Source organism: Gordonia sp. ABKF26 (assembly GCF_041103195.1).
GTDB classification, from domain to species: domain Bacteria; phylum Actinomycetota; class Actinomycetes; order Mycobacteriales; family Mycobacteriaceae; genus Gordonia; species Gordonia terrae.
In genome coordinates this window covers 1,276,298-1,298,678 of record NZ_JBGCVZ010000003.1, presented here as the reverse complement: position 1 = coordinate 1,298,678, position 22,381 = coordinate 1,276,298, and the positions used below count along the sequence as shown (strand labels likewise).

Sequence of the window (22,381 nt, the reverse complement as noted above, 5' to 3'; positions counted from 1 at the left end):
CTCGACACTCCTAGGCTGATGGGGATGCGGCGGGACGTTCACGGACGGTGCGCTTCTCGATCCCCTTGCGCGCCACCTGCTCCGGGGCGAGTTCGACGATCCGCTGCACGAAGATGCCGGGCAGATGGATCTCGTCGGGTCCGAGTTCGCCGACCTCGACCACCTTCTCCGCCTCGACGATCGTGACGCGCCCGGCCATCGCCGCCGGCGGGTTGAAATTCCTTGCGGCGGCGTGGAACCGGCAATTGCCGTCGGTGTCGGCGGCCGCGGCCCGGATGAGTGCGTAGTCGGTGACGATCGACTCCTCGAGGACCATCTCCCGGCCGTGGAAGGTCCGAACCTCCTTGGGCGGCGACGCCTCCGCGATGGTGCCGTCGGAGTGGTAGCGCCAGGGCAGCCCGCCCTCGGCGACGAGCGTGCCGACGCCGGTGGGGGTGAAGAACGCCCCGATCCCGCTTCCGCCGGCCCGCATGCGTTCAGCCAATGTCCCCTGCGGAGTGAGTTCGACGGTGACCTCGCCGGACAGGAACTGGCGACCGAATTCCTTGTTCTCGCCGATGTAGGACGCGACCACCCGGTCGATGCGACGGGCCTCCAGCAGCAGCCCCAGGCCCGCGCCGTCGGCTCCGCAGTTGTTGGAGACGATGGTCAGGTTCGCGGCGCCCTGCTCGAGGAGTGCGTCGATGAGAAATCCTGGGATGCCGGCCAGCCCGAAGCCGCCGACCGCGATACTCGCGCCGTCGGGGATGTCGGCGACCGCCTCGGCCGCCGACGCCGCGAGTTTGATCGGGCCGCCGGGACGGTCGACGACCGTCGTCGTGGCGGCACTGTCGCGAGTGCTCATTGTTGCTCCAGGTGCTCGAGAAGTGCGGGTGTGATGGTGCCGGGTTGTTCGGCGTTGGCGAGGTGGGCCGAGTCCGGGACCACCAGCAGACGGCCGTTCGGCACGGCATCGACGATGTCGCGCAACAGATCCGGTGGGGTGGCCGGGTCGTCGGCGCCGGCGATCGCCAGTGTGGGCGCGATGATCGACGACAGCTCGGCCCGCTGATCCATCGCGGCGATCGCCTCGCAGCAGGCCGCGTATCCCTCGGTGGGGGTGGCGGCGACCATGGCCTCGTACCCCTGTTGCGCTTCGGTGTTCGCGGCGAGGTATCCGGGGGTGAACCACCGCTGGACCACGGCCGCGGCGACCGCCGAGGTGCCGTCGGCGCGCACCAGCGCGGCACGGTCGGTCCAGCCCTGTGCCGGCGGCAGGTACGCGGCGGTGCACAGCAGGGCCAACCGGTTCACACGTTCGGGATTCCGTGCGGCGACGCGCATCATGGTCATCCCGCCGAGCGAGAGCCCGACGAGGTGCGCGCGTTCGATGTCGAGGCGCTCGAGAAGCCCGATCACGTCGTCGGCCAGTTCGTCGATCGAGTACGGGCCCGGTGGCACAGGCGAATCTCCGTGCCCGCGGGTGTCGTAGCGCACGACACGGAATCGCTCCTCGAGCGCGGCGATCTGGGCGTCCCACATCCGATGTGTCGACCCCAGCGAGTTGGACAAGACGACGGCCGGCCCGTCGGGACGACCCGTGACGACGGCGTGGACCTGCGCGCTCATCGGGTCGCCTCGAAGATCGCGGCGAGTCCCTGTCCGCCGCCGATGCACATCGTCTCCAGGACGTACCGACAGTCGCGGCGGCGCGCTTCGTACGCCGCCGTGGCGAGGATGCGGGCGCCGGTGGCTCCGATGGGATGACCCAGCGAGATACCGGACCCGTTGGGGTTGAGCCGTTCGTCGGTCGGGTCGATCTTCCACTCCGCCAGGCAGGCGAGCACCTGGGCGGCAAAGGCTTCGTTGAGTTCGATGAGGTCGATCTCGTCCAGCGTGAGGCCGGCGCGGTCGAGGGCGGCGGCGGTGGCCCCGACCGGGCCGATGCCCATGACCTCGGGCTCGCAGCCGGTGACCGCCCAGGAACGCAGCGCCAGAAGAGGTTCGAGCCCGCGGCGCTCGGCCTCGGCGCGCGTGGTGACCACGGCCATGGCCGCGCCGTCGTTCTGCCCGGATGCGTTTCCGGCCGTGACCGTCGAGTCAGCGTCGACCTTGAGTCGCACGGGGCGCAGGGCCGAAAGCGATTCGACGGTGGCGTCGGCGCGCGGGTGCTCGTCACGATCGACGATGGTGTCGGGGCGGCCGCGGCGGCCGGGGATGGTGACGGGCACCAGTTCGTCGGCGAAGCGGCCGCTGTCGTGCGCCGCGATCGCACGTTCGTGGGAGCGGGCCGCGAACTCGTCCTGCTCGATCCGCGAGATGCCGTATCGCGCCCGGAGATTCTCGGCGGTCTCGATCATCCCGCCCGGAACGGGGTGCGACTCGCCGCCCGCGGTCAGACGCCCGCGGTCGAGGCGATCGCGGAGTTCGACGCCGCCCTGCCTGATTCCCGACCGGAGACCGAGCGCGTAATGCTCGACGGTCGACATCGACTCGGCACCACCGGCCACGACCAAGCGGGCACCACCGGTCGCGACGGACGCGGCGCCGGTCAGGATCGCCTGCAGACCGGAACCACACCGACGGTCGATCTGCATCCCCGGCACTCCGACACCGAGTCCGGCGTCCAGCGCCGCGATCCGGCCGAGCGCAGGCGACTCCCCGTTGGCGTAGCCCTGCCCGAGGATCACGTCGTCGACATCGCCCTCTCCCAGCCCGGTGCGTGCCGTGAGTTCGCGAAGGAGGTCGGTGGCCAGGCGGGTGACGGGGACCGTCGACAGTGCGCCACCCATGCGTCCGACCGGGGTACGCAGCGGAGAACAGACGACGATGTCGGTACCCGCGCCCGTGCTGGAAGTAGCCATGCCACCACAGTAGGAACCGCCGCCGATATGGAGAAGTATCCGTATCAGGGCTTTTGATACGCAGTGGATATCAAACGCTTAGACTGGCCGCATGGAGCTGCGACACCTGCGGTACTTCCGCGCCGTCGCCGAGGAGCTGCACTTCGGCCGGGCCGCCCGGCGACTTCACATGGCCCAGCCACCGCTGTCCCAGCAGATCCGTCAACTCGAGGACGAGCTCGGCGTCGCACTGCTGGTCCGGTCGACGCGGCGCGTCGAGCTGACCCCGGCAGGTGCGGACTACCTGGAGCGAGCCGTCGCAATCCTGGACTCGGTCGACGCCGCATCGCGGCAGGCGCAGCGGATCGCCGACGGACGTGCAGGCACCCTGTCGATCGGGTGCGTGGGTTCGGCCACCTACTCGCTGCTACCCGCACTGGTGCGCGCACTCAGCGACGAGCTACCAGATGTGGACGTGAGCGTTCGCGGCGAGATGCTGGCACCCGCCCAGATCACCGCGCTCACGGCCGGGGACATCGACCTCGCGTTGTTGCGGATGCCGATCGACACGACCGGACTGCATGTCGAGCCGATCCGCAGCGACCGCCTCATCGTGGCTCTGCCCCACGACCATCAACTCGCCCGCGGCGCATCAGATGCGGCCGTCGACCTCGCGCTTCTGGGCGGCGACGACTTCATCGTCCACGCGGGCGGCGGGAAGTCGATCATGCACGGCGTCCTGTCGGCCGCCGCCGGACGCGCGGGATTCGTGCCGCGCATCCGGCACGAGGTCGAGGAGACGTCGACGCTCGTGACGCTGGTCGCCGCCGGGGTGGGGGTCGCCCTGGTCCCCGAACCCACCTCGGCGCTCGGCGTACCGGGCGTCGTCTACCGGCCGCTCGACACCGACGACGAGGTCGAACTCGCCGTCGCGTTCCCGGACGGGCGCCGGACCCCGCTCGTCGACCGGGCCCTCACCGTGCTTCGGCGGGTTTCGGGACCGATCAGCGGTGGGTGAAGTTCGGGTCCCGCTTCTCGACGAAGGCGGCCATGCCCTCGGTCTGGTCGTCGGTCGCGAACGTCGAGTAGAACAGCGCGCGCTCGGCGCGGACGCCCTCGACCAGACTCGACTCGAAGGCGCGGTTGACCGCGTCCTTGGCGGCCGCGGACGCGATGAGCGACTTCGAGGCGATGACCTCGGCGACCTCGATGGCGGCGGCGCGGCAGTCCTCCTTGGGAACGACCCGCGACACGAGGCCGAGGCGTTCGGCCTCGTCGACCTTCATCTGCCGGCCGGTCAGCACCATGTCCATCGCCTTGGCCTTGCCGACGGCGCGAGTGAGACGCTGCGAGCCGCCGATGCCGGGGATGACACCCAGGTTGATCTCGGGCTGGCCGAAGACGGCGTTGTCGCCGGCGATGATGGTGTCGCACAGCATCGCGAGCTCGCAGCCGCCGCCGAGTGCGTAACCGGTGACCGCGGCGATGATCGGGGTGCGCGCCCGCGACAGCTCATCCCAGGCGCCGAAGAACTGCTCGTTCACCACGTCCGCGTACGACTTCGACGACATCTCCTTGATGTCGGCGCCCGCGGCGAACGCCTTCTCCGAACCGGTGATCACGATCGCGCCGATCCCCTGGTCGACGTCGAATTCGCGGACAGCGCCGACCACTTCGTTCATCAGCTCGGTGTTGAGAGCGTTCAGCGCCTTCGGGCGGTTGAGGGTGATGATGCCCACCCGGCCGCTGGTCTCGACGACGATGGTCTGGTGTTCGGTCATGGTGAGTCCTCTTTCGGTCGGTGACGGCCCGGGATCGTACGGGGCTGGTCGTACGGGGCGGGATGCTACGGGTTGATCGCGAACGCCGGAAGGTCCGGCGTCGTGCCGGAAGGTTCCGCGGTCAGCGTTCGCCGAACGTGAGGTCGTCGGGAAGCGGCGCGAAGAAGGCGTCGACGGCATCCTCGGAGAATGCCGCCCACTTCGGATTTCGGTCCTTGTCGATGACCTGGGCGCGGATGCCCTCGGCCATGTCGGGATGCAGCAGGCACCGCACCGAGACGCGGAATTCACGGACGAGGGTGTCCTCGAGGGTCGCGTCGCCGGCTGCCTCACGCAACGATCGCAGCGTGACGGCCAGTGCGGTCGGGCTCTTCGCGGCGATGGCGTCGGCGGTCTTGTCGGCGAAAGGTGTACCGATCGCGCGGCAGCGTTCGATGATCTCCGAGACATCGTCGGCCGCAAACGCTTCCGCGATCCACTCACGCTGCTCGGCGAGTTCGGAGGCCGGCGCGTCGACGGCGTGGGCGGACAACGCCGCCTCGACACCCGACTCGCCGATCGCGGCGAGAAACGCCGGGAGGGACTCGGACGGGACGAAGTGGTCGGCCAGCCCCATCGCGATGGCGTCGGCGCCGCGCAGGTGACCGGCGGTGAGACCGGCGTAGGTTCCGAGTCCGTCCGGAACGCGCGAAAGAAGATGAGTGCCACCGACATCGGGAACGAATCCGATACCCACCTCGGGCATCGCGAGCTTCGTGCGGTCGGTGACGACACGGATGTCGCCGTGCGCGGAGACTCCGACACCGCCGCCCATCACGATGCCGTCCATGATCGCGACGTACGGCTTGGGGTAGCCCGAGATCAGCGCGTTCAGCCGGTATTCGTCGAACCAGAACTTCGCCGACGGCGACTGCTCGGCATCACGGTCGGTCGACTCGGGATTCCCGCTGAGCGAGGACGCGTCGCGATGGATGGCGACGATGTCGCCACCGGCGCAGAGCCCCCGTTCACCGGCACCGGAGAGAACGACGGCCTCGACCGCGTCATCGTCGGCCCAGGCCGCGAGGTGTTCGGCCATCGAGCCGACCATCTCGTGATCGATTGCGTTGATGGACTTCGGACGGTTCAGGACCAGCGACCGCGCCGACCCGTTCTTCTCCGTCACGACCGATGGTTCCGACACGGACGAACTCCTCTCCACACCGACAGACGTCGCAGATGGTTCTTCTCAGATAGTTGCATATCCTAGTAACCCGGGTCCAGACAAGTCAGGTTAGGGTTACCTCATGGGCTACTCCAGAGCACGCGTTGCCGACGTCGCCGACCTGACGCCCAATCTGCGTCGTATCGTCTTCGACGTGGCCGATCTGCCAGGACTCGGCTTGCCCGGCGGCGCCGACGAAGCCGTGGGCATCTACTTCCCACACGACCCCGAGCGTGTCACACCGGATATGGAATGTCGCGACGGCACGTGGGCCTACTACGACATCGACCCGGCACCCGACGGCCGGAACTACTCGATCCGGTCGGTCGACCACTCCGCCTGCACCATGGTCGTCGACTTCGTCATCCATGCGGCCGGCCCCGCGACGCTGTGGGCGCAACGCGCCGAGGCGGGGCATGACGTGGTGATGACGCATGCGCGGAGCTGGTACGCGCCACCCGCCGGCGTCGAACGCCTGATCCTCGCCGCCGATCTTGCCGGGCTCCCCGCTCTGGCACGCATCCTCGACGAACTGCCGTCGACCGACGGGGTGACCGCCGTGGTCGAGGTGCCCGCGCCGACCGAACTGTCCTACCTACCCGAGCGGGATGTCGAGCTGATCACGCTCGTCGGCGGAAACTCCCGTACGCCGAGCCGGCTTGCCGACACGGTCTGCGGGCTCACCCTGCCGGACTCCGGCGCGTACTGCTGGTTCGCCGGCGAGGCAGCGGAGTCGCGCGCGATTCGCAAGCACCTGCGCGGCAGTCTTCGCTGGGACCGCGGGTCCTACGACGTCATCGGCTACTGGCGTGTCGACGCCGAGCGCTGGACGCAGGCCTATGTACAACGAGGCGCCGAACTGTTCGCCGTCTATCGCCAGGCGCTCGAAGACGGCAAGAGCGAGAAGCAGGCCTCGGAGGAGTTCGACGAGGCGCTCGAACGGGCGGGGCTCTAGGCGCGACCCACCACTAGTACTCCGCGACCATTCCCCTCCTGGGGGCGCGGTACATCGTCCACAGGAACCGTGGCACCGCCCGCAGTGGCAGCCGAGACGGCCAGTCGCGTGCGCGCATGAGGGCATCGGTGCCGCCGTCGACGGTGACGACCGCGCCGGCCATGAAATCCGCCGCCGGCGACAGCATGAGTACGACCCAGGACGCGAGTTGCCCTGGAGTCCCGTACTCGCGCACCGGCACCGGGAACGACTTCACGTGTCCGCCCTGCGGACTGTCGAGTTGGGACTGCAGCAGTGGCGTCATCACCGGGCCCGGCGCGATGACGTTGACGCGGATACCGGCGCCCGCCCACTCGGCCGCTGTGCCATGGATACGGCACCACTGCGTGATCGCGATCTTCGAGGACGCATACGCGACGGGGCCGGTGACGCCCCGTCGGCGTCGGATCACCCGGGTGGCCCCCTCGGGGTCGTCGTTGAGCAGTCGGCGTATCGCGGACGTCGGCACCAGCGGCGTCACCGTCGTCGAATTGGAGCCGAACACAACCACTTTCGCGTTCCCCGCGGCGGCCAGCGCCGGACGCCAGGCGGTCAGCAGGTCGGTCACGCCGAACACGTTGACCTCGACGATCATCCGCTCACGCCCGGCAGCGGGGCCCATGCCCGCGGCCAGCACGGCACCGTCGAGCCGCCCGCCGGATCGGGCGAGGACTTCATCGGCCGCGCCGCGTCGACCCTCGGGTGTCGACAGATCGGCGACGACCTCGGCGTCGCGCTGATCGACCCCGATCACGGTGTGCCCCTCCGCGCGCAGGGCCGCGGCCACCGACGCACCCATCCCCGACGCCGAACCGGTCACCACGTATGTGCCGGCCGAGGTCACGCCGATCCTCTCTTCCCGGTGTCGGATTCATCGGTTGCGCCGTGCCGGTGCTGGGTCCGTTCGTACGCGTCGTTGAAGGCGCGCAGTTCGTCGAGCAGCGCCTGCGGGGAGCCGGGGGCCAGGTCGGCGAAGACCTGCTCGAGGCGCTCGGCACGCAGCAGGCCGTCGCGCCGGAACGCCGCCCGCCCGGATTCGGTGGGACGGATCATCTTCGACAGCGAATCCTCGACCTCGAACCGCTCCACATACCCGTGTTTGATGGCGGCGTTGACCTGGCGGTTGACCGTCGACTGCTCGAGTTGGAGGTCGGCGGTCAGCTCCCGCAACGTGCGCGGCCGTCCGTCGGAGAGAACCCAGAGGATCGCGAAAGCCGAGCGTTCCAGCCCGACGCCGGGGTGCACCAGGCTGCGACGCCGTGACATCCGCAGCAGTTCCTGCGCCAGGTCACGATGCACCGGCGACTGCCAGGGCGCGTGGTCCTCCGACATCTCTCCTCCATCTCTCGACGTGGACAATCTACTGTCCGATTTGCGTGTGTACATTACATATGTATGCTGCATACCTCGAAGGAGGTCTCTCCCATGGGCCAAGTACGAGGTTCGGCACCCGAACTGACCGACGACACGTCGGACGCCATCGAGAAGGCACCCGCGGGTGCCATCGGCAGCGTCGTGGTGCTCTGTTTCGGCGGTCTGGTCGCCTCGCTGATGCAGACGCTGATCATCCCGATCCAGCCCGACCTCCCCCGTCTCCTCGGGACGTCGATCGGCAACGCCTCCTGGATCATCACCGCGACCCTGCTCGCCGCCGCCGTGGCCATGCCGATCGCCGGACGCCTCGGCGACATGTTCGGCAAGCAGCGCGTCCTGCTGGTGAGCGCGGTGCTGCTCACTCTCGGTTCGCTGATCTGCGCGCTGGGCGATTCGCTCATCCCGCTGATCATCGGGCGCGGCGTGCAGGGCCTGGCCATGGGTTTCATCCCCGTCGGGATGAGCCTCATCCGCGAGATCACCCCACCCCGGATCACCTCGATGGCCGTCGCCGCGATGAGCGCGACCCTCGGTGTCGGTGGCGCGATCGGCCTGCCGCTGGCGGCGTGGATCGTGCAGACCTGGAACTGGCATGCGCTGTTCTATGTGGCTGCCGGCCTCGGCGTCCTCGTCACGCTGGCGGTGCTGATCCTGGTCCCGCGCGTCAACGACGCCGCCGGCGGTCGCATCGACATCCCCGGCGCCATCGGCCTGGCCGTGGGCCTGTCCGCCTTCCTCATCGCGGTGTCGAAGGCCAACGACTGGGGCTGGACGTCCGGCGCGACACTGGGACTGGGCATCGGCGGGATCGTCGTCCTGGTCGGTTGGGGATTCGTCGAACTGCGCCGGCGTGAGCCGCTCGTCGACCTGCGCACCACCGCACGGCCCGCCGTCCTGCTGACCAACATCGCCGCCGCGGCAATCGGATTCGGCATGATGGCCCAGTCCATCGTGCTGCCGATGCTGCTGCGCCTACCGGAGGCCACCGGTTACGGCCTGGGGCAGTCGCTGCTGGCCGCAGGTCTGTGGATGGCGCCCGGCGGACTGATGATGATGATCTTCGCGCCCGTCTCGGGCATCCTCATCAACCGGATCGGCGCCAAGATCACGCTCGCCATCGGCGCCGCCATTCTGGGATGCGGCTACCTGCTCGCGTTCTTCCTCATGGACGCCGCGTGGAAGTTGATGCTGGCCTCGATCGTGTGCGCCATCGGAGTGGGCGTCGGCTACGCGGCGATGCCGACCCTGATCATGGGGTCGGTCCCGGCCACGGAAGCCGGTGCCGCGGTGGGTCTCAACGGGCTCATGCGTTCGCTGGGCACCACCATCGCCTCCGCCGTGATGGCGCTGATCCTGGCCAGTGCCACGATCTCGCTGGGCGGCATCGAGGTTCCCGACGAGTCGACGTTCACCTGGTGCTTCCTCGTCGCCGCGGCCGCCGCCTTCGTCGGCATGGCGATCACACTCACCATCCCGTCGCACCGCAGATCGTCGAATGTGCCCGAGGAGCAGCCCCTTCCGGCTCGGGGTTGACAGGGATACCGCCACCTGAGTCCCGGCGAGCCACCAACCGCTCCCCGAGGTGCAAGCGAAGCGAGCCACGAAGGGCATGGTGACGTACGTTGCGGCACCCTTCGTGGCTCGTCGCTAACGCTCCTCGCACCTCAGGGAGCGGAGGGGTCGTTCCCTTCGGATCGGCGACCAGAGGGCGCCGGCTCACTCCGACCGCGGATCGGTGGTGCGGCGCAGAGTCACCCGGTACGTGTAGTGCTCGGGCAAGAAGTGACTGACCGCGAGTTCGACTGCCCTACCCCGTGAGTCGGTGTACAACCGGTCGACGCGCAGCACCGCGTGTCCGACGGGGCATCCGAGTCGGGCGGCGGTCCCGGCGTCGGCGACGGTGGCGGTGATCGACTGCGCGCACTCCTCGATCGGATGCACCAGATGGGGTTCGAGCAGTCCGATCATCGTGTGTTCGCTGCGCGCACCGGCTTCGACCTCGGGGGCGTCGATCACCAGGCGCGCGACCGACTCCGGCCACCACACGGTGGTCACGACGAACGGGACCCCGTCGTGAAAGCGCTGGAAGACGATGCGGTACGCCACGTCGGTGTCCAGTCGCAACCGTCCCGCGGCTTCGAGATCGACTCGGCGCGCGGGTGATTCGATGACCTGCATCTCGGTGTCCGCGGACAGGTTCATCAGATCTTCGATCGAACCCAGTTGGCGCAGATATTGCCCCGCGTTCTCGGTCGCGAAGGTCCCGCGGCCGGGGACGCGGTAGACCGAGCCCTCGGTCACCAGCTCCAGGAATGCGCGGCGGACGGTCTGCCGACTGAGCCCGTGTTCCTGCGACAGTTCGGATTCGGTGGGCAAGCGGACGCCGCCGGCATATATCCCCGCGACGATCTGTGAGCGCAGCTCGGCGGCCAGCGTCTTGTACGCAGGCGCGGACTGATCTGGCTCGTCCATGGAACCCACTCTCCGGCCGGGTCGACGCTCGTCGCCTCAGATACCGCCGCGCGAGACGAGCTGGGCCGCGATCACGTTGCGCTGGATCTCGTTGGTGCCCTCCCCCACGATCATCAGCGGTGCGTCGCGGAAGTACCGCTCCACATCGAACTCGGTGGAGTAGCCGTAGCCGCCGTGGATGCGCACGGCGTTCAGGGCGATCTCCATGGCCACCTCCGAGGCGTAGAGCTTGGCCATGCCCGCCTCCATGTCGCAGCGTTCGCCCTTGTCGTACTGCTCGGCGGCGTGCCAGGTCAGCTGACGCGCCGCGGTGAGCTTGGTGGCCATGTCCGCCAGATAGTTGCCGATCGACTGATGCTTCCAGATGGGCTGCCCGAACGACTCCCGTTGCTGCGCATACGCGAGCGAGTCCTCCAACGCTGCGGTCGCCACCCCGAGCGCGCGGCACGCCACCTGGATCCGACCGGTCTCCAGACCCTTCATCATCTGGCCGAACCCCTTGCCGGGAACCTCGCCCAGGATCGCCGACCGCGGTGCGCGATAACCGTCGAAAGACAGCTCGCAGCTCTCGACGCCCTTGTAACCGAGCTTGGGCAGGTCGCGTGAGACGGTCAGTCCCGGACCGTGTTCGACGAGCACGATCGAGATGCCCCGGTGCCGTGGCTGCGCTCCCGGATCGGTCTTGCACATCAAGGCGATCAACCCGGAGCGTCGCGCGTTGCTGATCCAGGTCTTCGACCCACTGATGACCAGATCGTCTCCGTCGACCTTCGCGACGGTCGTCATCGCCTGCAGGTCCGATCCCCCGCCCGGCTCGGTCAGCGCCATCGTGGCCCGAATCTCGCCCGTCGCCATCCGCGGCAGGTACCGCTGCTGCTGCTCCGCGGTGCCGAACAGCGTGAGGAGCTTCGCGACCACGGTGTGCCCGCCCATCGCCCCGGCCAGACTCATCCATCCGCGCGCGAGTTCCTGGGTGACCCGCGCGTAGCACGGCATCGACACCGGCGAGCCGCCGAACTCCTCGGGAATAGCAAGTCCGTAGATCCCGATCTGCTTCATCTGCTCGATCCACTTCTCGGGATAGGAGTTGGCGTGCTCGACCTCCTGCACGGAGGGCTTGACCTCCCGGTCGACGAACGACCGCACGGTGTCGACCAGGAATGCCTCTTCGGCGGACAGCGAGCTCATGACGGGTTCCCTACGATGTACGACCAGATTTGTACGGCCATTTTGTCCACCAGCACGGTCGGTGTCAACACTTCCCATGCACGCGTCGGTCTGATAGAACCGGAACGGCATCGAATTTGGCCGCACATTTGACCTCACACCTTTGGAGCAGCAGTGCAGAGAAGACGAGCCGTCCTGGTCGCGCCGGCCTCCGACGACCGCAAGGCCCGCAAGGCCCTGGGCTCGATCGCCGACGAAGTGGTCCTCGACCTCGAAGACGCGGTGACTCCGCAGAACAAGGACTCCGCGCGTGCGGCGGCCGCCGACCTCGTCGCCGAATTCGGTGCCGACCGCGCGATCTCGTTGCGCATCAACGCGATCGACACACCCTGGGCTGCCGCCGACCTCGCCGCATGTGCACAGATGCCGAACCTGTCGTCGGTCGTGCTGCCGAAGGCCGACTCGCCTGCCGACCTCCGGTCCGCCGACGAACAGCTCGGCCGAGCCCCGGTCCGTCTGCAGGCGTTGCTCGAATCGCCCCGCGGCATCCGTGACGCCGGTGCGATCTGCGCGGCCACCACCAGGCTGGACGCCGTCCTCATCGGGTACGCCGATCTCGCCGCGTCGCTGGGACGCAGTCCCGGCCTGCCGATGCAGACCTGGCACGTCGTCCAGGACTCGGTGCTGCTCGCCGCCCGGGCAGCCGGCGTCGACGTCATCGATGGACCGCATCTGACCATCGCCGACGACGACACCTTCCGCGACGCCAAGCGCTGGGTTCGCGACCTCGGCTTCGACGGCACCTGGGTCATCCACCCGGCTCAGCTGCAGTCCGCCATCGACATCTTCACCCCGGACGCCGCCGCCGTGGAGGACGCACGCCGGGTGCTCGACGCGCTCGACAAGGCTGCCGCCGTAGGTGCCGGCGCCGCCGAACTCGACGGCCGGATGCTCGACGAGGCGCTGGCCGTGTCTGCGCGGCGCGTCCTCGCGAAGGCAGCCGAATGACCCCGCCCGATCGAACCGGCGGCGAGACCATCGCCGTCGGCGGACCCTACTTCGACGAGCTGTTCCACGGGCAGGTCTTCGACGACGCCCCGTCGCTCACGGTGACCGACGGCCTCGCCGCGGCGCACCAGATGATCCTCGGCGATCGTCTACGCCTCGCACTCGACGCGCATCTGTCCGATCGGGTGATCCACGGTGGCACGCTCGTTCATCCCGGACTGGTCACCGACATCGCGATCGGGCAGTCCACCCTGGCCACCCATCACGTGAAGGCGAACCTCTTCTACCGCGGCCTGCGGTTCCTGAGCCACCCCCGGATCGGCGACACGCTGGCAACCGTGACCGAGGTGGTCGGGTTGCGCGAGAACAAGTCCAAGCCCGACCGTGCACCGACCGGGCTCGCCGCACTGCACATGGTCACGACCGACCAGCAGGGCGACACCGTCCTCGACTTCTATCGCTGCGCGATGCTGCCGCTGTCTTCGGACCCCGACCCCGGGCGGACCGTCCACGCGGACGACCTGAGCACCATCGGACCGGGAACGGACGCGTCGGCGTCCCTCCCCGAGTGGGACCTGGCGACCTACCGTGCATCCGCAGGCGGACAGCACTTCTCGCCCGACCTGGTAGGTCGATCCTTTGCCTCCAGCGCCGACGTGGTGTCCAGCGCGCCGGAACTCGCCCGGCTCTCGCTGAACATCGCGGCCACCCACCACGATGAGCGGGTGGCCGGCGCGGCCGCCGGCGGACGCCTGGTCTATGGCGGCCACACCATCGGATTGGCTCTCGCGCAAGCGAACCGGGCGCTGCCGAATCTGGTGACGGTCACCGGCTGGGACTCGTGCGACCACACCGGACCGGTGCACGAGGGCGACACCCTCAGTTCGACGATCCTCGTCGAGGACGCCACGCCACTGGCCACCGGCGGCGGTGTCCTGCGCCTGCGCTCCACAGTCATCGCACACGGCGTGGACGCTGACCGAGAGGTCCTCGACTGGCGCTTCCGCGTCCTGATGGCCTGACCTCACTCACCGCACCGCCCCCCACGTCCCAGGAGTCTGTCGCATGAGCTCGAATCCCCGTCCGCTCGAGGGTCTCCGCGTCGTGGAGGTGTCGAGCTTCGTCGCATCACCGCTGTGCGGCCTGACGCTCTCGCAACTCGGCGCCGAGGTCATCCGCGTCGACCCGATCGGCGGTGGCGCCGATGTCAACCGATGGCCGCTCACGGCAGACGGCCACTCGATCTACTGGACCGGGTTGAATCGCGGCAAGAAGTCGGTCACCGTCGACTTCCGCGATCCCGGTGGCCAGAAGTCGGTGCAGGACCTGGTCATCGACAGCGGCCCGGGCGGGGGAATCCTCGTCACCAACGCGGGTGGGCGGTCGTGGATGAGTCACGAGACACTGTCCGCACGGCGGTCCGACGTCATCACGCTGGAACTGCTCGGCCGCACCGACGGCACCCCGGGCGTCGACTACACGGTCAACGCGGCGTTGGGATTCCCGGCGATCACCGGTCCCACCGATTACGCCGGCGTCGTCAATCACGCACTGCCGGCGTGGGACATCGCCTGCGGTCTGTATGCCGCGCTGGCGATCACGGCGGCCGTCCGCCGCCGGGAACAGACCGGTTCCGGGGCACAGATCACCCTGCCCCTCGAGGACACCGCCCTCGCCATCGCCGGGGCGCTCGGATATCTCACCGAACCGCAGCTCGGCGGTGGCACACGCCCGGCGACCGGAAACGATGTATACGGCACCTACGGAACCGATTTCGTGGCAGCCGATGGCGGCCGGTTCATGCTCGTCGCGCTCACCCCGCGCCACTTCCGCGCCCTCGTCGAGATGACCGGGACCGGTGACGCGGTCGCGGCCGTCGAGCGGGCGCTGGGCGCGGACTTCAGCACCGAGGACGACCGGTACATCCACCGTGGTGTTCTCACCCCGTTGTTCGCAGCATGGTTCGCGCGGCACACCACCGCGGAGGTCGAGGCCGGCCTGGCAACGGCATCCGTGCTCTGGGAGCGGTACCGAACCTTCGACGAGGTCGTCGAATCGGGTGTCCTGGAGCGCAACCCGCTCTTCGGCGAGTTGGACCAGCCCGGAATCGGCACCTACCTCGCGGCCGGCCTGCCCGCCCGGTTCGACGGTGAGCATCTCTTCGCCGGACCGGCTCCCGACCTCGGCTCGTCGTCCGGGTTCTGACCCTTCGAGGCTCGCTTCGCTCGCACCTCAGGGAGCAGGGGGCGGGCCTTCGCTCGCACTCAAGGAGCAGGGGGGCCTTCGCTCGCACCTCAGGGAGCAGGGGTGGGCCTTCGCTCGTACCTCAGGGGCAGGGGGCGGGCCTTCGCTCGCACCTCAGGGAGCAGGGGGCGGGCCTTCGCTCGCACCTCAGGGGGCAGGGGGTGGGCCGCCGCTCGCGGGTCAGCGCACAGCCGCGCTCACCTGTGCGCCAGATGATCCGGACGTGGCGCGGTCCCGCCGTACGGCTCCTGCAAGGCGTTCGACTTCGCGTTGAAGACGACGAACAGGTTGCTGCGCGGGTAGGGCGTGATGTTCCCGCCGGACGCGTGCAGGCAGTTGGAGTCGAAGTACAACGCAGACCCGGCCGGTCCGGTGATCGTGTCGATACCGAGTTCATCGGCGAGGCTCGCGACGTCCTGCTCCTCCGGCGTCCCGAACGGCGGCCGGTAGGACGTCAGCGATTCCCGGTGATAGTCGCCGGGTGTCGAGCCCACACAGCTGACGAACCGCCGGTGCGAACCGGGAATGATCATCAGCGGGCCGTTGGTCGTGACGTTGGGTGTCAGGGCGAGGGACACACTCAGCGCGCGCGGCGCGGGCATCCCGTCCTCGGCGTGCCAGGTCTCGAAGTCCGAATGCCAGTAGAACGGACCGCCCGCGAACCCCGGCTTGAGGTTGATCCGGCTCTGGTGGATCGTCACGTCATCGTCGAGGATCTGACGGGCGACGCCGACAATCGATTCCCGCGAACAGATCTCGGCGATGACGTCACTGAGCTGATGCGCCGCGAACAGCGACCGCACGTCCCCGCTGGACGACTCGCGGATCACCCGGTCGTCGTCACCGAGCCGCTCGGTGATCGCTTCCACCTCACGGAGACACTCCGCGATGTCGCCATCGGCGAGAACGTTTGTCTCCGTGTGGTATCCGCGATCGGCGTATCGGCGGAGCTCAGGGGCGGACAGCGGTCCGGGGTTTCCCATGCTCCCCCACACCGTGTTGTGCGGTCGCGGTTCGATCTGGCTGTGGTGCGCGAGCCGCGTGCGGTAGACGTCGACACCGACGCTCGTCGACCGAGCGCCCGCCGAGACGGTCGGCGCTGCGCTCGTTCCGGCGGTGTCGGGCATCGTGGTTGCTGTGTGAGTTGTCACGATCTCTGCGATCCTCTCCCTCATCCGGCAGGCCGCTCTCGGAGCAGGTGCGCCTCGGCGGCGGGCAAGGTGATTGTGTTGTGCGCGAACGTCGGACGGCGACGCATCGCGATGTGACGGCATCGGTGGCGCGAACGATCTTCACGCGCGCCGGAATCGGCCGTATGTCTGCACCCTGCCAGGGACCGACAACCCCCGCAACCATGCAGGTATGCCGCACGCGAGAGCTCAGATGTGCTGGAGCACGACCGTCGCGATCGCCGCGGGCTTGGCTCCGCGGTTTGCCGCCACCACGCGCACCACCGACAGCGATCGGCCATGGTGCATGACCTCGGATGTGAACGTCGCCGTCTCAGCCGCGTCGCACGGGCGGACGTAGGTGATGTCGACGCTTGTCGTCCGCATGTCGCCTGCGGCGCGGACACACGACGCGGCCGCGAGTTCGGAGGCACAGACCAGAATTCCGCCGTGCGCGCTGCCCATCCCGTTGGCCGACAAGACCGTGGGCGCCATGCTCAGGACGTTCGGCGCGACCTCGACGAGTCCGAGCTGCTGACGGACCGGCTCGTCCGGGATCTCGAGGACCCGCGCTGACGCCCGCGGGCCGGGAGTCCTCGGCGCGTCGATGAGGTGCGACCGCTGGATGATCGTGGCGATCGTCCGGCCCGACGGATCAAGGACGGCCCCGGTGGTCATGGCACCCCGGTCATCTCGCGCCACGAGTTCACCGGAGACATGCAGCGAGGAACCATCCAGTGGCGGGTCGGCGAGGAAGTCCATCCGGATACCGAGCGAGACCGGCCACCGGTGCCGTGGACCACCGGCGGCGACGAGGTATCCGGTGACGTCGTCGCACGACACGGCCAGAGCCCCACGGCTCACCCCCGCTGCAGGGTCGGCCAGCCACGGTCCGGCCTCGGTGTGGGCCTCACTGCGTTCACCGGAAACGGAGACCTCGCCGATGCGGAGCATCACTTCGGGACCGCCGAGGTGGAAGGCGGATGCGGACGTCGTCATGGCTGCCGGGCGCCCTGCCGACGGCGCTGCGCGTGCTCCAGGATGATGTCGACGGCCCGGGCCGCGCTCTGGCACGCGCCCTCCATCGTCGTGGTCCAGTCGGTGCGGGTCCAGTCGCCGGCGAGGGCGAGACCGTCGACCTCGGTGCGCTGGTCGGGACGGATGCCTGCGGTTCCGGGTCGTTGCGCGAAGGTCGATTTCGGCATCCGGACCACGTGGCTGTGGACCACCTCGGCATCGGCCGCCTGCGGGAAGTATCGGCGCAGCATGTCCATCTGGATCTCGGTGATCTCGGCGTTCGTCTTGCCGATGAGGTCATAGGACGCGGAGACCGTCGTCGAGTAGAAGTGGTTGTCGCGCGGTTCGCGCCCGTGCATGCGCTGACGGTCCCAGACCTGCTCGAGCACACCCTCACCGCCGTAGAGGATCTCGCCCCAGTCGGTCATCCCGATCGAGCGGTCGAGATACAGGTTCACGCTGACGATGGGGACGGGGGTCAGGTTCTCGACGGCCCGATAGATGCGATCGTGCCCCGGGACCTGGTCGAGGAGCCCCTTCACACTCCACACCGGTACCGCGCAGATGACGGCATCGGCGGCGATCTTCTCGCCGTCGGCGAGGGTCACACCGCTCACGACCCCGTCGGTCACGTCGATCGACGACACCACCGCGCGGTGGCGGACCTCCACACCGGCGTCGGCGAAACGCTTCTCGGCGCCCTCGATGAACAGCGTGTCGAGATCGACGGTGGGGTACCCGATGGAGATCGGCGTGCGCGTCTCCCGTGCCCGCCGGGCGCCGGTCACCAGCAGATCGGCCGGGACCTTGGCCGAGGAGATGTCCGGCTTGTCCCCGGTGAGGCCGATGACGATGCCGTCCCACAGCGCGTCCCGCGCGGACTGCGGCATGCGGATACGCCGGAACCACTCGTCGGCGGTGATGTCGTCGAGCCAGTCGGGTTGCCGAAATGCCTGGCGTATCAAAGTGATCTGTGCCCGAGCGGTCCGCAGCCGGTCGAGGCCGGTCACGCCGGGCAGGTCGCCGAGCGCCGCGCGGAGTCCGGACACGCCCGCGAATCCGGATCTGCGGGTCGCCCCGCCGGGCATGCGCACCGTCATGTGCCCCGGGAACGCCACGTGTCGGCGGGTGCCCACGCTGTCCAGGTAACGCATGAGGTGCTCGTATCCGCTGGCGAACACATGCTGGCCGTTGTCGGGGACATCGTCGACGACATGCAGGGGCATCGAGATGGTGCGGCCGCCGAGTGAACCGCGCCGTTCGAGCAGGGTGACACGCTGACCAGCCTCCGAGAGCCACACCGCCGACGCCAGACCGGCGAGTCCCCCACCCACGACCACACAATGCATGCGCCACAGATTAGCGGTCAGGGCTGACCGGTACCGGCGTTGCGCGGATCCGCCTGCGGCATCGGGCCGGCTCGGCTCAGCCGGTCATCTTGGCGTTCTTGGCCGCGCCGAGCACAGAGACGGCCTGCGGCACCAGCACGAGACCGAGAACCGCCATCGCAAGCGTCCACGAACCCGTGACGTCGTGAATCCCGCCGATGGCGATCGGTCCGGCTGCCGCAGCCAGATAGCCGACGGATTGTGCCATCCCGGACACCTGCCCCGTCTGCTCCGAACCCGAGCTCCGCAGCACCATGAAGAGGAGAGCCAGACTGATCGACGAGCCGGGCCCGACCATCACGCAGGCGGCCCAGAACCCGGGCCACACGTCGGTGCTCAGCAGACCCACGAAACCGATGGCACACACGGTGATCACCGACAGGGTCACGACGCGCTGATCGGCGAAGCGGCCGGCGACGATCGGCGCGAGCAGTGACATGATCAGCGCGACCACCTGCGCCGACGCCAGAACCGCACCCGCCCGCAGTGGCGACATCCCGGTCTCGACGAGGTATTGCGGCAGCCACGCCACGAACGTGTAGAAGATCAACGATTGCGTGCCCATGAACACCGTGATGGCCCACGCGATCGGGTTCGTCAGCAACGACGTCGTCGGCGAGGCAGAGGTCACCCGGTGAACCGAGGGGAGCTGCGGAATCCAGACGACGACGGCCACCACCGCGAGGAGTCCCCACGTGGCGAGCGCGAGACGCCAGTCTCCGCCCAGTGCATCGTTGATGGGCACGCTCACCCCGGAGGCGACCGCGGCTCCACCTGACAGCGTCATCGAGTAGAGACCGGTCATGAGCCCGGAGCGGTGCGCGAAGTCGCGTTTGATCAGCGCAGGCAACACGACGTTGCAGGTACCGATGGCGGCTCCGATGATGGCCGAGCCGGCGAAGAGTGCTGCTGCGGAGGGAATCAGACGCACGAGGATTCCGGCGATCAGCACGAGCAGCGCGCCGAAGATGACCCGCTCGATGCCGAAGCGGTTGGCCAGGCGCGGCGCAACCGGAGCCGAGATCCCGAAGAACAGGACGGGCAGGGCGGTGAGTAGCCCGGCGACCGCGCTGCTGAACCCGGCGTCGTCGGAGATCACGCCGATGAGTGGCCCGACGGCCACGACGGCCGGTCGCAGATTCGCGGCGACCAGCATCACCCCGACCGCGGTGACGATCACCCCGATTCCGGTCCGCTCATGCGTGGACAGACCCCGCCCGCTCATTCCGGCACCTCGGTGAAGTCGACGTAGGCGTACACCGCCGCGCGCGCCGCGCCGGCGTCGCCGCGTTCGATCGCATCCACGACGTCGCGATGGCCACGCGGGTGTGACTGCTCGGCCAACGGACGACGCAGCACCGACGGATGGGTTCGAGCGATCGCCTCGGCGATCCCGTCGTACATCTCGATGAGCAGCACGTTGCGGGACGCGAGGACGAGTTCGGCGTGAAAAGCGATGTCGGCCTGTGTGTATCGATCCAGATCGCCGTCGGTCAGCGCATCCTCGGTGCGCGCGAGCAGCGTCCGTAGGCGTTTGACGTCGCGGGCATCCCCACGACCGGCCGCACCGGCCGCCGCCTCGCTCTCGAGCGCACGGCGCACTTCCAGTAGATCGCGTAACTCAGATGGCGCCGAGCGTCGCGCGATCGCTCCGGCGAGCGGACTCCGTCCACGTACATAGGTGCCGTCGCCGCGCCGCGGCTCGAGCATGCCGGCGTGTTCGAGCGCCCGGGCGGCCTCCCGGATCGTGTTCCGTCCCACCCCGAATTGCGCCACGAGCTCGGGCTCGGCGGGTATCCGCTCGCCGATCGGCCAGGTGCCGTCGGCGATCAGCTCCTGCATCCGTTGCACGACGAGCTCGCTGGTCCTGCGGGGCGGGATGATCTGGCCGGTCACGCTAAACAACCTAACATCCCATGTTTAGGTTCAGGAGCCGCCCGGTCTCGCCGCCCGGATACCTCAGGCGGTGGCCGCCCGGTGCAGCGCACCGGTGAGGTCGTCGATGGTGTTCGGCATGAGGCGCTGATCGTCGAGAAAGAACGTAGGGGTGCCCTGCACGCCCAGGGCCAGCCCGTCCGCGACGTCGGCGCGAATCCGCTCCAGCGTGGCCGGACTGTTGTACGCGGCGTCGAACGCGGGCATGTCCAGTCCGAGGTCGATCGCGAAACCGCGGAACACATCGTCGGCAGGAACCCGCTGCTCACCCCAGTGCGCCTGGGTGGCGAACATGCGCTGGTACATCTGCTCGAATCTGCCCTGTGCCGCAGCGGCTTCGACGGCGCGGGCCGCTCGCTCGGCGTTGACGTGGCCGGGCATCGGGAAGTAGCGGACCACGAAGGCGATCCGGTCGCCATACGTGCGCCGCAGGTCCTCGATGATCGGGTAGACCGCGCCGCAGGCCTCGCATTCGAAGTCGAGGAATTCGACGAATCGCGCGCGCTCGTCGGCCGGGGCCGTCAGGCGATGGCTGTCCGGGCGCACCAGGCGATCGACGGCGACCGTCGTGTCCGCGGGCGCGGGGGCGGGTTCGCGGTCGATGAGCACGGCGACACCGAGGACGACGACGATGGCCACGAGGGCCGCCCATGCGATCTTGGTCGGTCTGCTCATCCGTCCAACGTAGAAGCAACGGGGTCGGCGGCCGGACCGACCCCGCAACAGACAGCCCTCACCGGCCGCCGGGAGGACAGCTTCGGTTGATCTGAATGATTGGTTACCCTAACCTAACCTCCATGCATCCGAAGCGGTATCTCGCCGCCCCGTTCCTGCTCGTCGCCGTGCTCGTGTTCGCCCTGGGATGTTCATCCGGGAATGACGGCAACTCCGGCAAGAACTCGACCGAGTCGACCGGCTCGACCACCGTCGACCATCAGTACGGGTCGACGGTGGTCGAGGGCACGCCTGAGCGGGTGGTCACCCTCACCGGCGCGACCGCCTGGTCCGATTCGCTCATCAGACTGGATGTCCCCATCACCGCCGAGTTCGTCTCCACCGGATACTCGGGCCCGGGCAACCGGTTCGCGTGGACCCCACCGCACGAGTCCACCGTCATCCCGGTCGATGTCGGCGCCTCGCCGGGCGTCGCCGAGATCGCGAAACTCGATCCGGACCTGATCCTGGCGGGGTACCTACCCGATCGTGCGGCGTACGACATCCTCGCCAAGATCGCGCCGACCATCCCGGTGATGAGCACCGAGACCGTCAACGACACCTGGCAGCAGGTGTTGAGCACCGCAGGAAAGATCTTCGACAAGGAAGAGCAGGCGGCGGAAGCGCAGACCGAGGTCGAGGCGAAGATCGACGCGGTCAAGAAGAAATACCCTGCAGCACAGGGCAAGACAGCGACCTTCGGCCAGCTGACCCCGGAGCGGCAGTTCGGTGTCGTCACCTCCGACAACGACCCGTCGGCCAAGCTCCTCGCGGAGGTCGGCCTGCGCTTGGACCCCGCGGTCACCGGGCTGTCCGACAACGGCCAGCGTGTCGTCGTCTCGAGTGAACGGGTGGATCTGCTCGGCTCCGATCTGCTGATCTTCTGGCCGTTGGTCGGCGGACCCGAGGTCTTCGGGACGATCCCGGGATGGGATTCGCTGACCGCGGTCCGCTCAGGCGCGACGGTCTTCCTGACGAACGACACCGCCTCCGCGTTCGGCTCGCCGACGGTGTACTCGGTTCCGTGGGCGGTCGACGCCCTCGAGCCCGCACTGGCGAAGCTGACCACATGAGCGGTGCGGTGGACGACGT

General features: G+C 68.7%; 22 protein-coding genes. 7 read left to right on the top strand and 15 right to left on the bottom strand.

Annotation, left to right across the window (positions count from 1 at the left end):
* Nucleotides 1-10: 10 nt before the first annotated feature.
* From AB4Z55_RS06495 to AB4Z55_RS06485, 3 genes are read right to left on the bottom strand one after another with little or no spacing between them, the layout of a single operon-like run.
* A complete protein-coding gene (locus AB4Z55_RS06495; RefSeq protein ID WP_248643717.1) occupies nt 11-844 on the bottom strand; it encodes a CoA transferase subunit A in 834 nt (277 codons plus the stop codon).
* Nucleotides 841-1,608 (bottom strand): 3-oxoadipate enol-lactonase, encoded by a 768-nt coding sequence (gene pcaD, locus AB4Z55_RS06490; RefSeq protein WP_369519405.1) that lies wholly within the window; start codon nt 1,606-1,608, stop codon nt 841-843. The genes AB4Z55_RS06495 and pcaD overlap by 4 nt, the downstream gene beginning before the upstream one ends.
* Nucleotides 1,605-2,843 (bottom strand): acetyl-CoA C-acetyltransferase, encoded by a 1,239-nt coding sequence (locus tag AB4Z55_RS06485; protein ID WP_369519404.1) that lies wholly within the window; start codon nt 2,841-2,843, stop codon nt 1,605-1,607. The genes pcaD and AB4Z55_RS06485 overlap by 4 nt, the downstream gene beginning before the upstream one ends.
* Before the next feature lie 91 nt (nt 2,844-2,934).
* Between AB4Z55_RS06485 and AB4Z55_RS06480 the strand changes: the two genes are divergently transcribed.
* Nucleotides 2,935-3,840 carry a LysR substrate-binding domain-containing protein gene (locus tag AB4Z55_RS06480; protein WP_239401491.1) on the top strand — a complete coding sequence of 302 codons (906 nt, stop codon included), beginning with the start codon at nt 2,935-2,937 and terminating at the stop codon, nt 3,838-3,840.
* On the opposite strand, the gene AB4Z55_RS06475 is transcribed toward AB4Z55_RS06480, so the two are convergent.
* Nucleotides 3,827-4,603: an enoyl-CoA hydratase gene (locus AB4Z55_RS06475; RefSeq protein WP_004022259.1), complete on the bottom strand. Its 777-nt coding sequence runs from the start codon at nt 4,601-4,603 to the stop codon at nt 3,827-3,829. The two genes, AB4Z55_RS06480 and AB4Z55_RS06475, sit on opposite strands and share 14 nt — an antisense overlap.
* Nucleotides 4,604-4,724: 121 nt before the next feature.
* Nucleotides 4,725-5,786: an enoyl-CoA hydratase/isomerase family protein gene (locus tag AB4Z55_RS06470; protein ID WP_369519403.1), complete on the bottom strand. Its 1,062-nt coding sequence runs from the start codon at nt 5,784-5,786 to the stop codon at nt 4,725-4,727.
* 103 nt (nt 5,787-5,889) lie between these two features.
* Here AB4Z55_RS06470 and AB4Z55_RS06465 point away from each other — a divergent pair, with 103 nt between their 5' ends.
* Nucleotides 5,890-6,762 carry a siderophore-interacting protein gene (locus AB4Z55_RS06465; RefSeq protein ID WP_239401487.1) on the top strand — a complete coding sequence of 291 codons (873 nt, stop codon included), beginning with the start codon at nt 5,890-5,892 and terminating at the stop codon, nt 6,760-6,762.
* Between the two features lie 13 nt (nt 6,763-6,775).
* Here the strand turns inward: AB4Z55_RS06465 and AB4Z55_RS06460 are convergent, their stop codons facing one another.
* Together AB4Z55_RS06460 and AB4Z55_RS06455 are read right to left on the bottom strand one after the other, a co-directional pair.
* Nucleotides 6,776-7,645 (bottom strand): SDR family oxidoreductase, encoded by an 870-nt coding sequence (locus AB4Z55_RS06460; protein WP_239401485.1) that lies wholly within the window; start codon nt 7,643-7,645, stop codon nt 6,776-6,778.
* Complete coding sequence (locus AB4Z55_RS06455) at nt 7,642-8,133, bottom strand: MarR family winged helix-turn-helix transcriptional regulator (protein WP_064571402.1); 492 nt, start codon at nt 8,131-8,133, stop codon at nt 7,642-7,644. Before AB4Z55_RS06455 ends, AB4Z55_RS06460 begins: the two co-directional genes overlap by 4 nt.
* A gap of 93 nt (nt 8,134-8,226) precedes the next feature.
* Between AB4Z55_RS06455 and AB4Z55_RS06450 the strand changes: the two genes are divergently transcribed.
* Nucleotides 8,227-9,708 (top strand): MFS transporter, encoded by a 1,482-nt coding sequence (locus tag AB4Z55_RS06450; RefSeq protein WP_369519402.1) that lies wholly within the window; start codon nt 8,227-8,229, stop codon nt 9,706-9,708.
* Nucleotides 9,709-9,891: 183 nt separating this feature from the next.
* Here the strand turns inward: AB4Z55_RS06450 and AB4Z55_RS06445 are convergent, their stop codons facing one another.
* A complete protein-coding gene (locus AB4Z55_RS06445; protein ID WP_239401481.1) occupies nt 9,892-10,647 on the bottom strand; it encodes a GntR family transcriptional regulator in 756 nt (251 codons plus the stop codon).
* Between the two features lie 36 nt (nt 10,648-10,683).
* Complete coding sequence (locus tag AB4Z55_RS06440) at nt 10,684-11,835, bottom strand: acyl-CoA dehydrogenase family protein (RefSeq protein ID WP_369519401.1); 1,152 nt, start codon at nt 11,833-11,835, stop codon at nt 10,684-10,686.
* A 153-nt stretch (nt 11,836-11,988) separates the two neighbouring features.
* On the opposite strand from AB4Z55_RS06440, the gene AB4Z55_RS06435 reads away from it, so the two are divergent.
* The 3 genes from AB4Z55_RS06435 to AB4Z55_RS06425 are packed head-to-tail and all read left to right on the top strand — an operon-like array spanning nt 11,989 to nt 15,027.
* Nucleotides 11,989-12,822: a CoA ester lyase gene (locus AB4Z55_RS06435; RefSeq protein WP_369519400.1), complete on the top strand. Its 834-nt coding sequence runs from the start codon at nt 11,989-11,991 to the stop codon at nt 12,820-12,822.
* Nucleotides 12,819-13,844, top strand: coding sequence for a MaoC family dehydratase (locus AB4Z55_RS06430; protein WP_369519399.1), 1,026 nt, complete (start codon nt 12,819-12,821; stop codon nt 13,842-13,844). Before AB4Z55_RS06435 ends, AB4Z55_RS06430 begins: the two co-directional genes overlap by 4 nt.
* Before the next feature lie 43 nt (nt 13,845-13,887).
* Entirely contained in the window at nt 13,888-15,027 is a 1,140-nt protein-coding gene (locus tag AB4Z55_RS06425) for a CoA transferase (RefSeq protein WP_239401473.1), read from the top strand.
* A gap of 236 nt (nt 15,028-15,263) precedes the next feature.
* On the opposite strand, the gene AB4Z55_RS06420 is transcribed toward AB4Z55_RS06425, so the two are convergent.
* From AB4Z55_RS06420 to AB4Z55_RS06395, 6 genes are all read right to left on the bottom strand, one after another.
* A complete protein-coding gene (locus tag AB4Z55_RS06420) occupies nt 15,264-16,217 on the bottom strand; it encodes a phytanoyl-CoA dioxygenase family protein (protein ID WP_101819865.1) in 954 nt (317 codons plus the stop codon).
* Between the two features lie 228 nt (nt 16,218-16,445).
* On the bottom strand, nt 16,446-17,234 hold the full coding sequence (locus tag AB4Z55_RS06415) for a PaaI family thioesterase (RefSeq protein WP_369519398.1): 789 nt from the start codon (nt 17,232-17,234) through the stop codon (nt 16,446-16,448).
* A complete protein-coding gene (locus AB4Z55_RS06410) occupies nt 17,231-18,601 on the bottom strand; it encodes an FAD-dependent oxidoreductase (RefSeq protein WP_369519397.1) in 1,371 nt (456 codons plus the stop codon). Before AB4Z55_RS06410 ends, AB4Z55_RS06415 begins: the two co-directional genes overlap by 4 nt.
* A gap of 76 nt (nt 18,602-18,677) precedes the next feature.
* Nucleotides 18,678-19,865 carry an MFS transporter gene (locus AB4Z55_RS06405; RefSeq protein WP_064570410.1) on the bottom strand — a complete coding sequence of 396 codons (1,188 nt, stop codon included), beginning with the start codon at nt 19,863-19,865 and terminating at the stop codon, nt 18,678-18,680.
* Nucleotides 19,862-20,536 (bottom strand): FadR/GntR family transcriptional regulator, encoded by a 675-nt coding sequence (locus AB4Z55_RS06400; RefSeq protein ID WP_369519396.1) that lies wholly within the window; start codon nt 20,534-20,536, stop codon nt 19,862-19,864. Before AB4Z55_RS06400 ends, AB4Z55_RS06405 begins: the two co-directional genes overlap by 4 nt.
* A 63-nt stretch (nt 20,537-20,599) precedes the next feature.
* Nucleotides 20,600-21,250 (bottom strand): thioredoxin, encoded by a 651-nt coding sequence (locus AB4Z55_RS06395; RefSeq protein WP_004022275.1) that lies wholly within the window; start codon nt 21,248-21,250, stop codon nt 20,600-20,602.
* A 122-nt stretch (nt 21,251-21,372) separates the two neighbouring features.
* On the opposite strand from AB4Z55_RS06395, the gene AB4Z55_RS06390 reads away from it, so the two are divergent.
* A complete protein-coding gene (locus AB4Z55_RS06390; protein WP_033204809.1) occupies nt 21,373-22,362 on the top strand; it encodes an ABC transporter substrate-binding protein in 990 nt (329 codons plus the stop codon).
* Nucleotides 22,363-22,381: the final 19 nt, after the last annotated feature.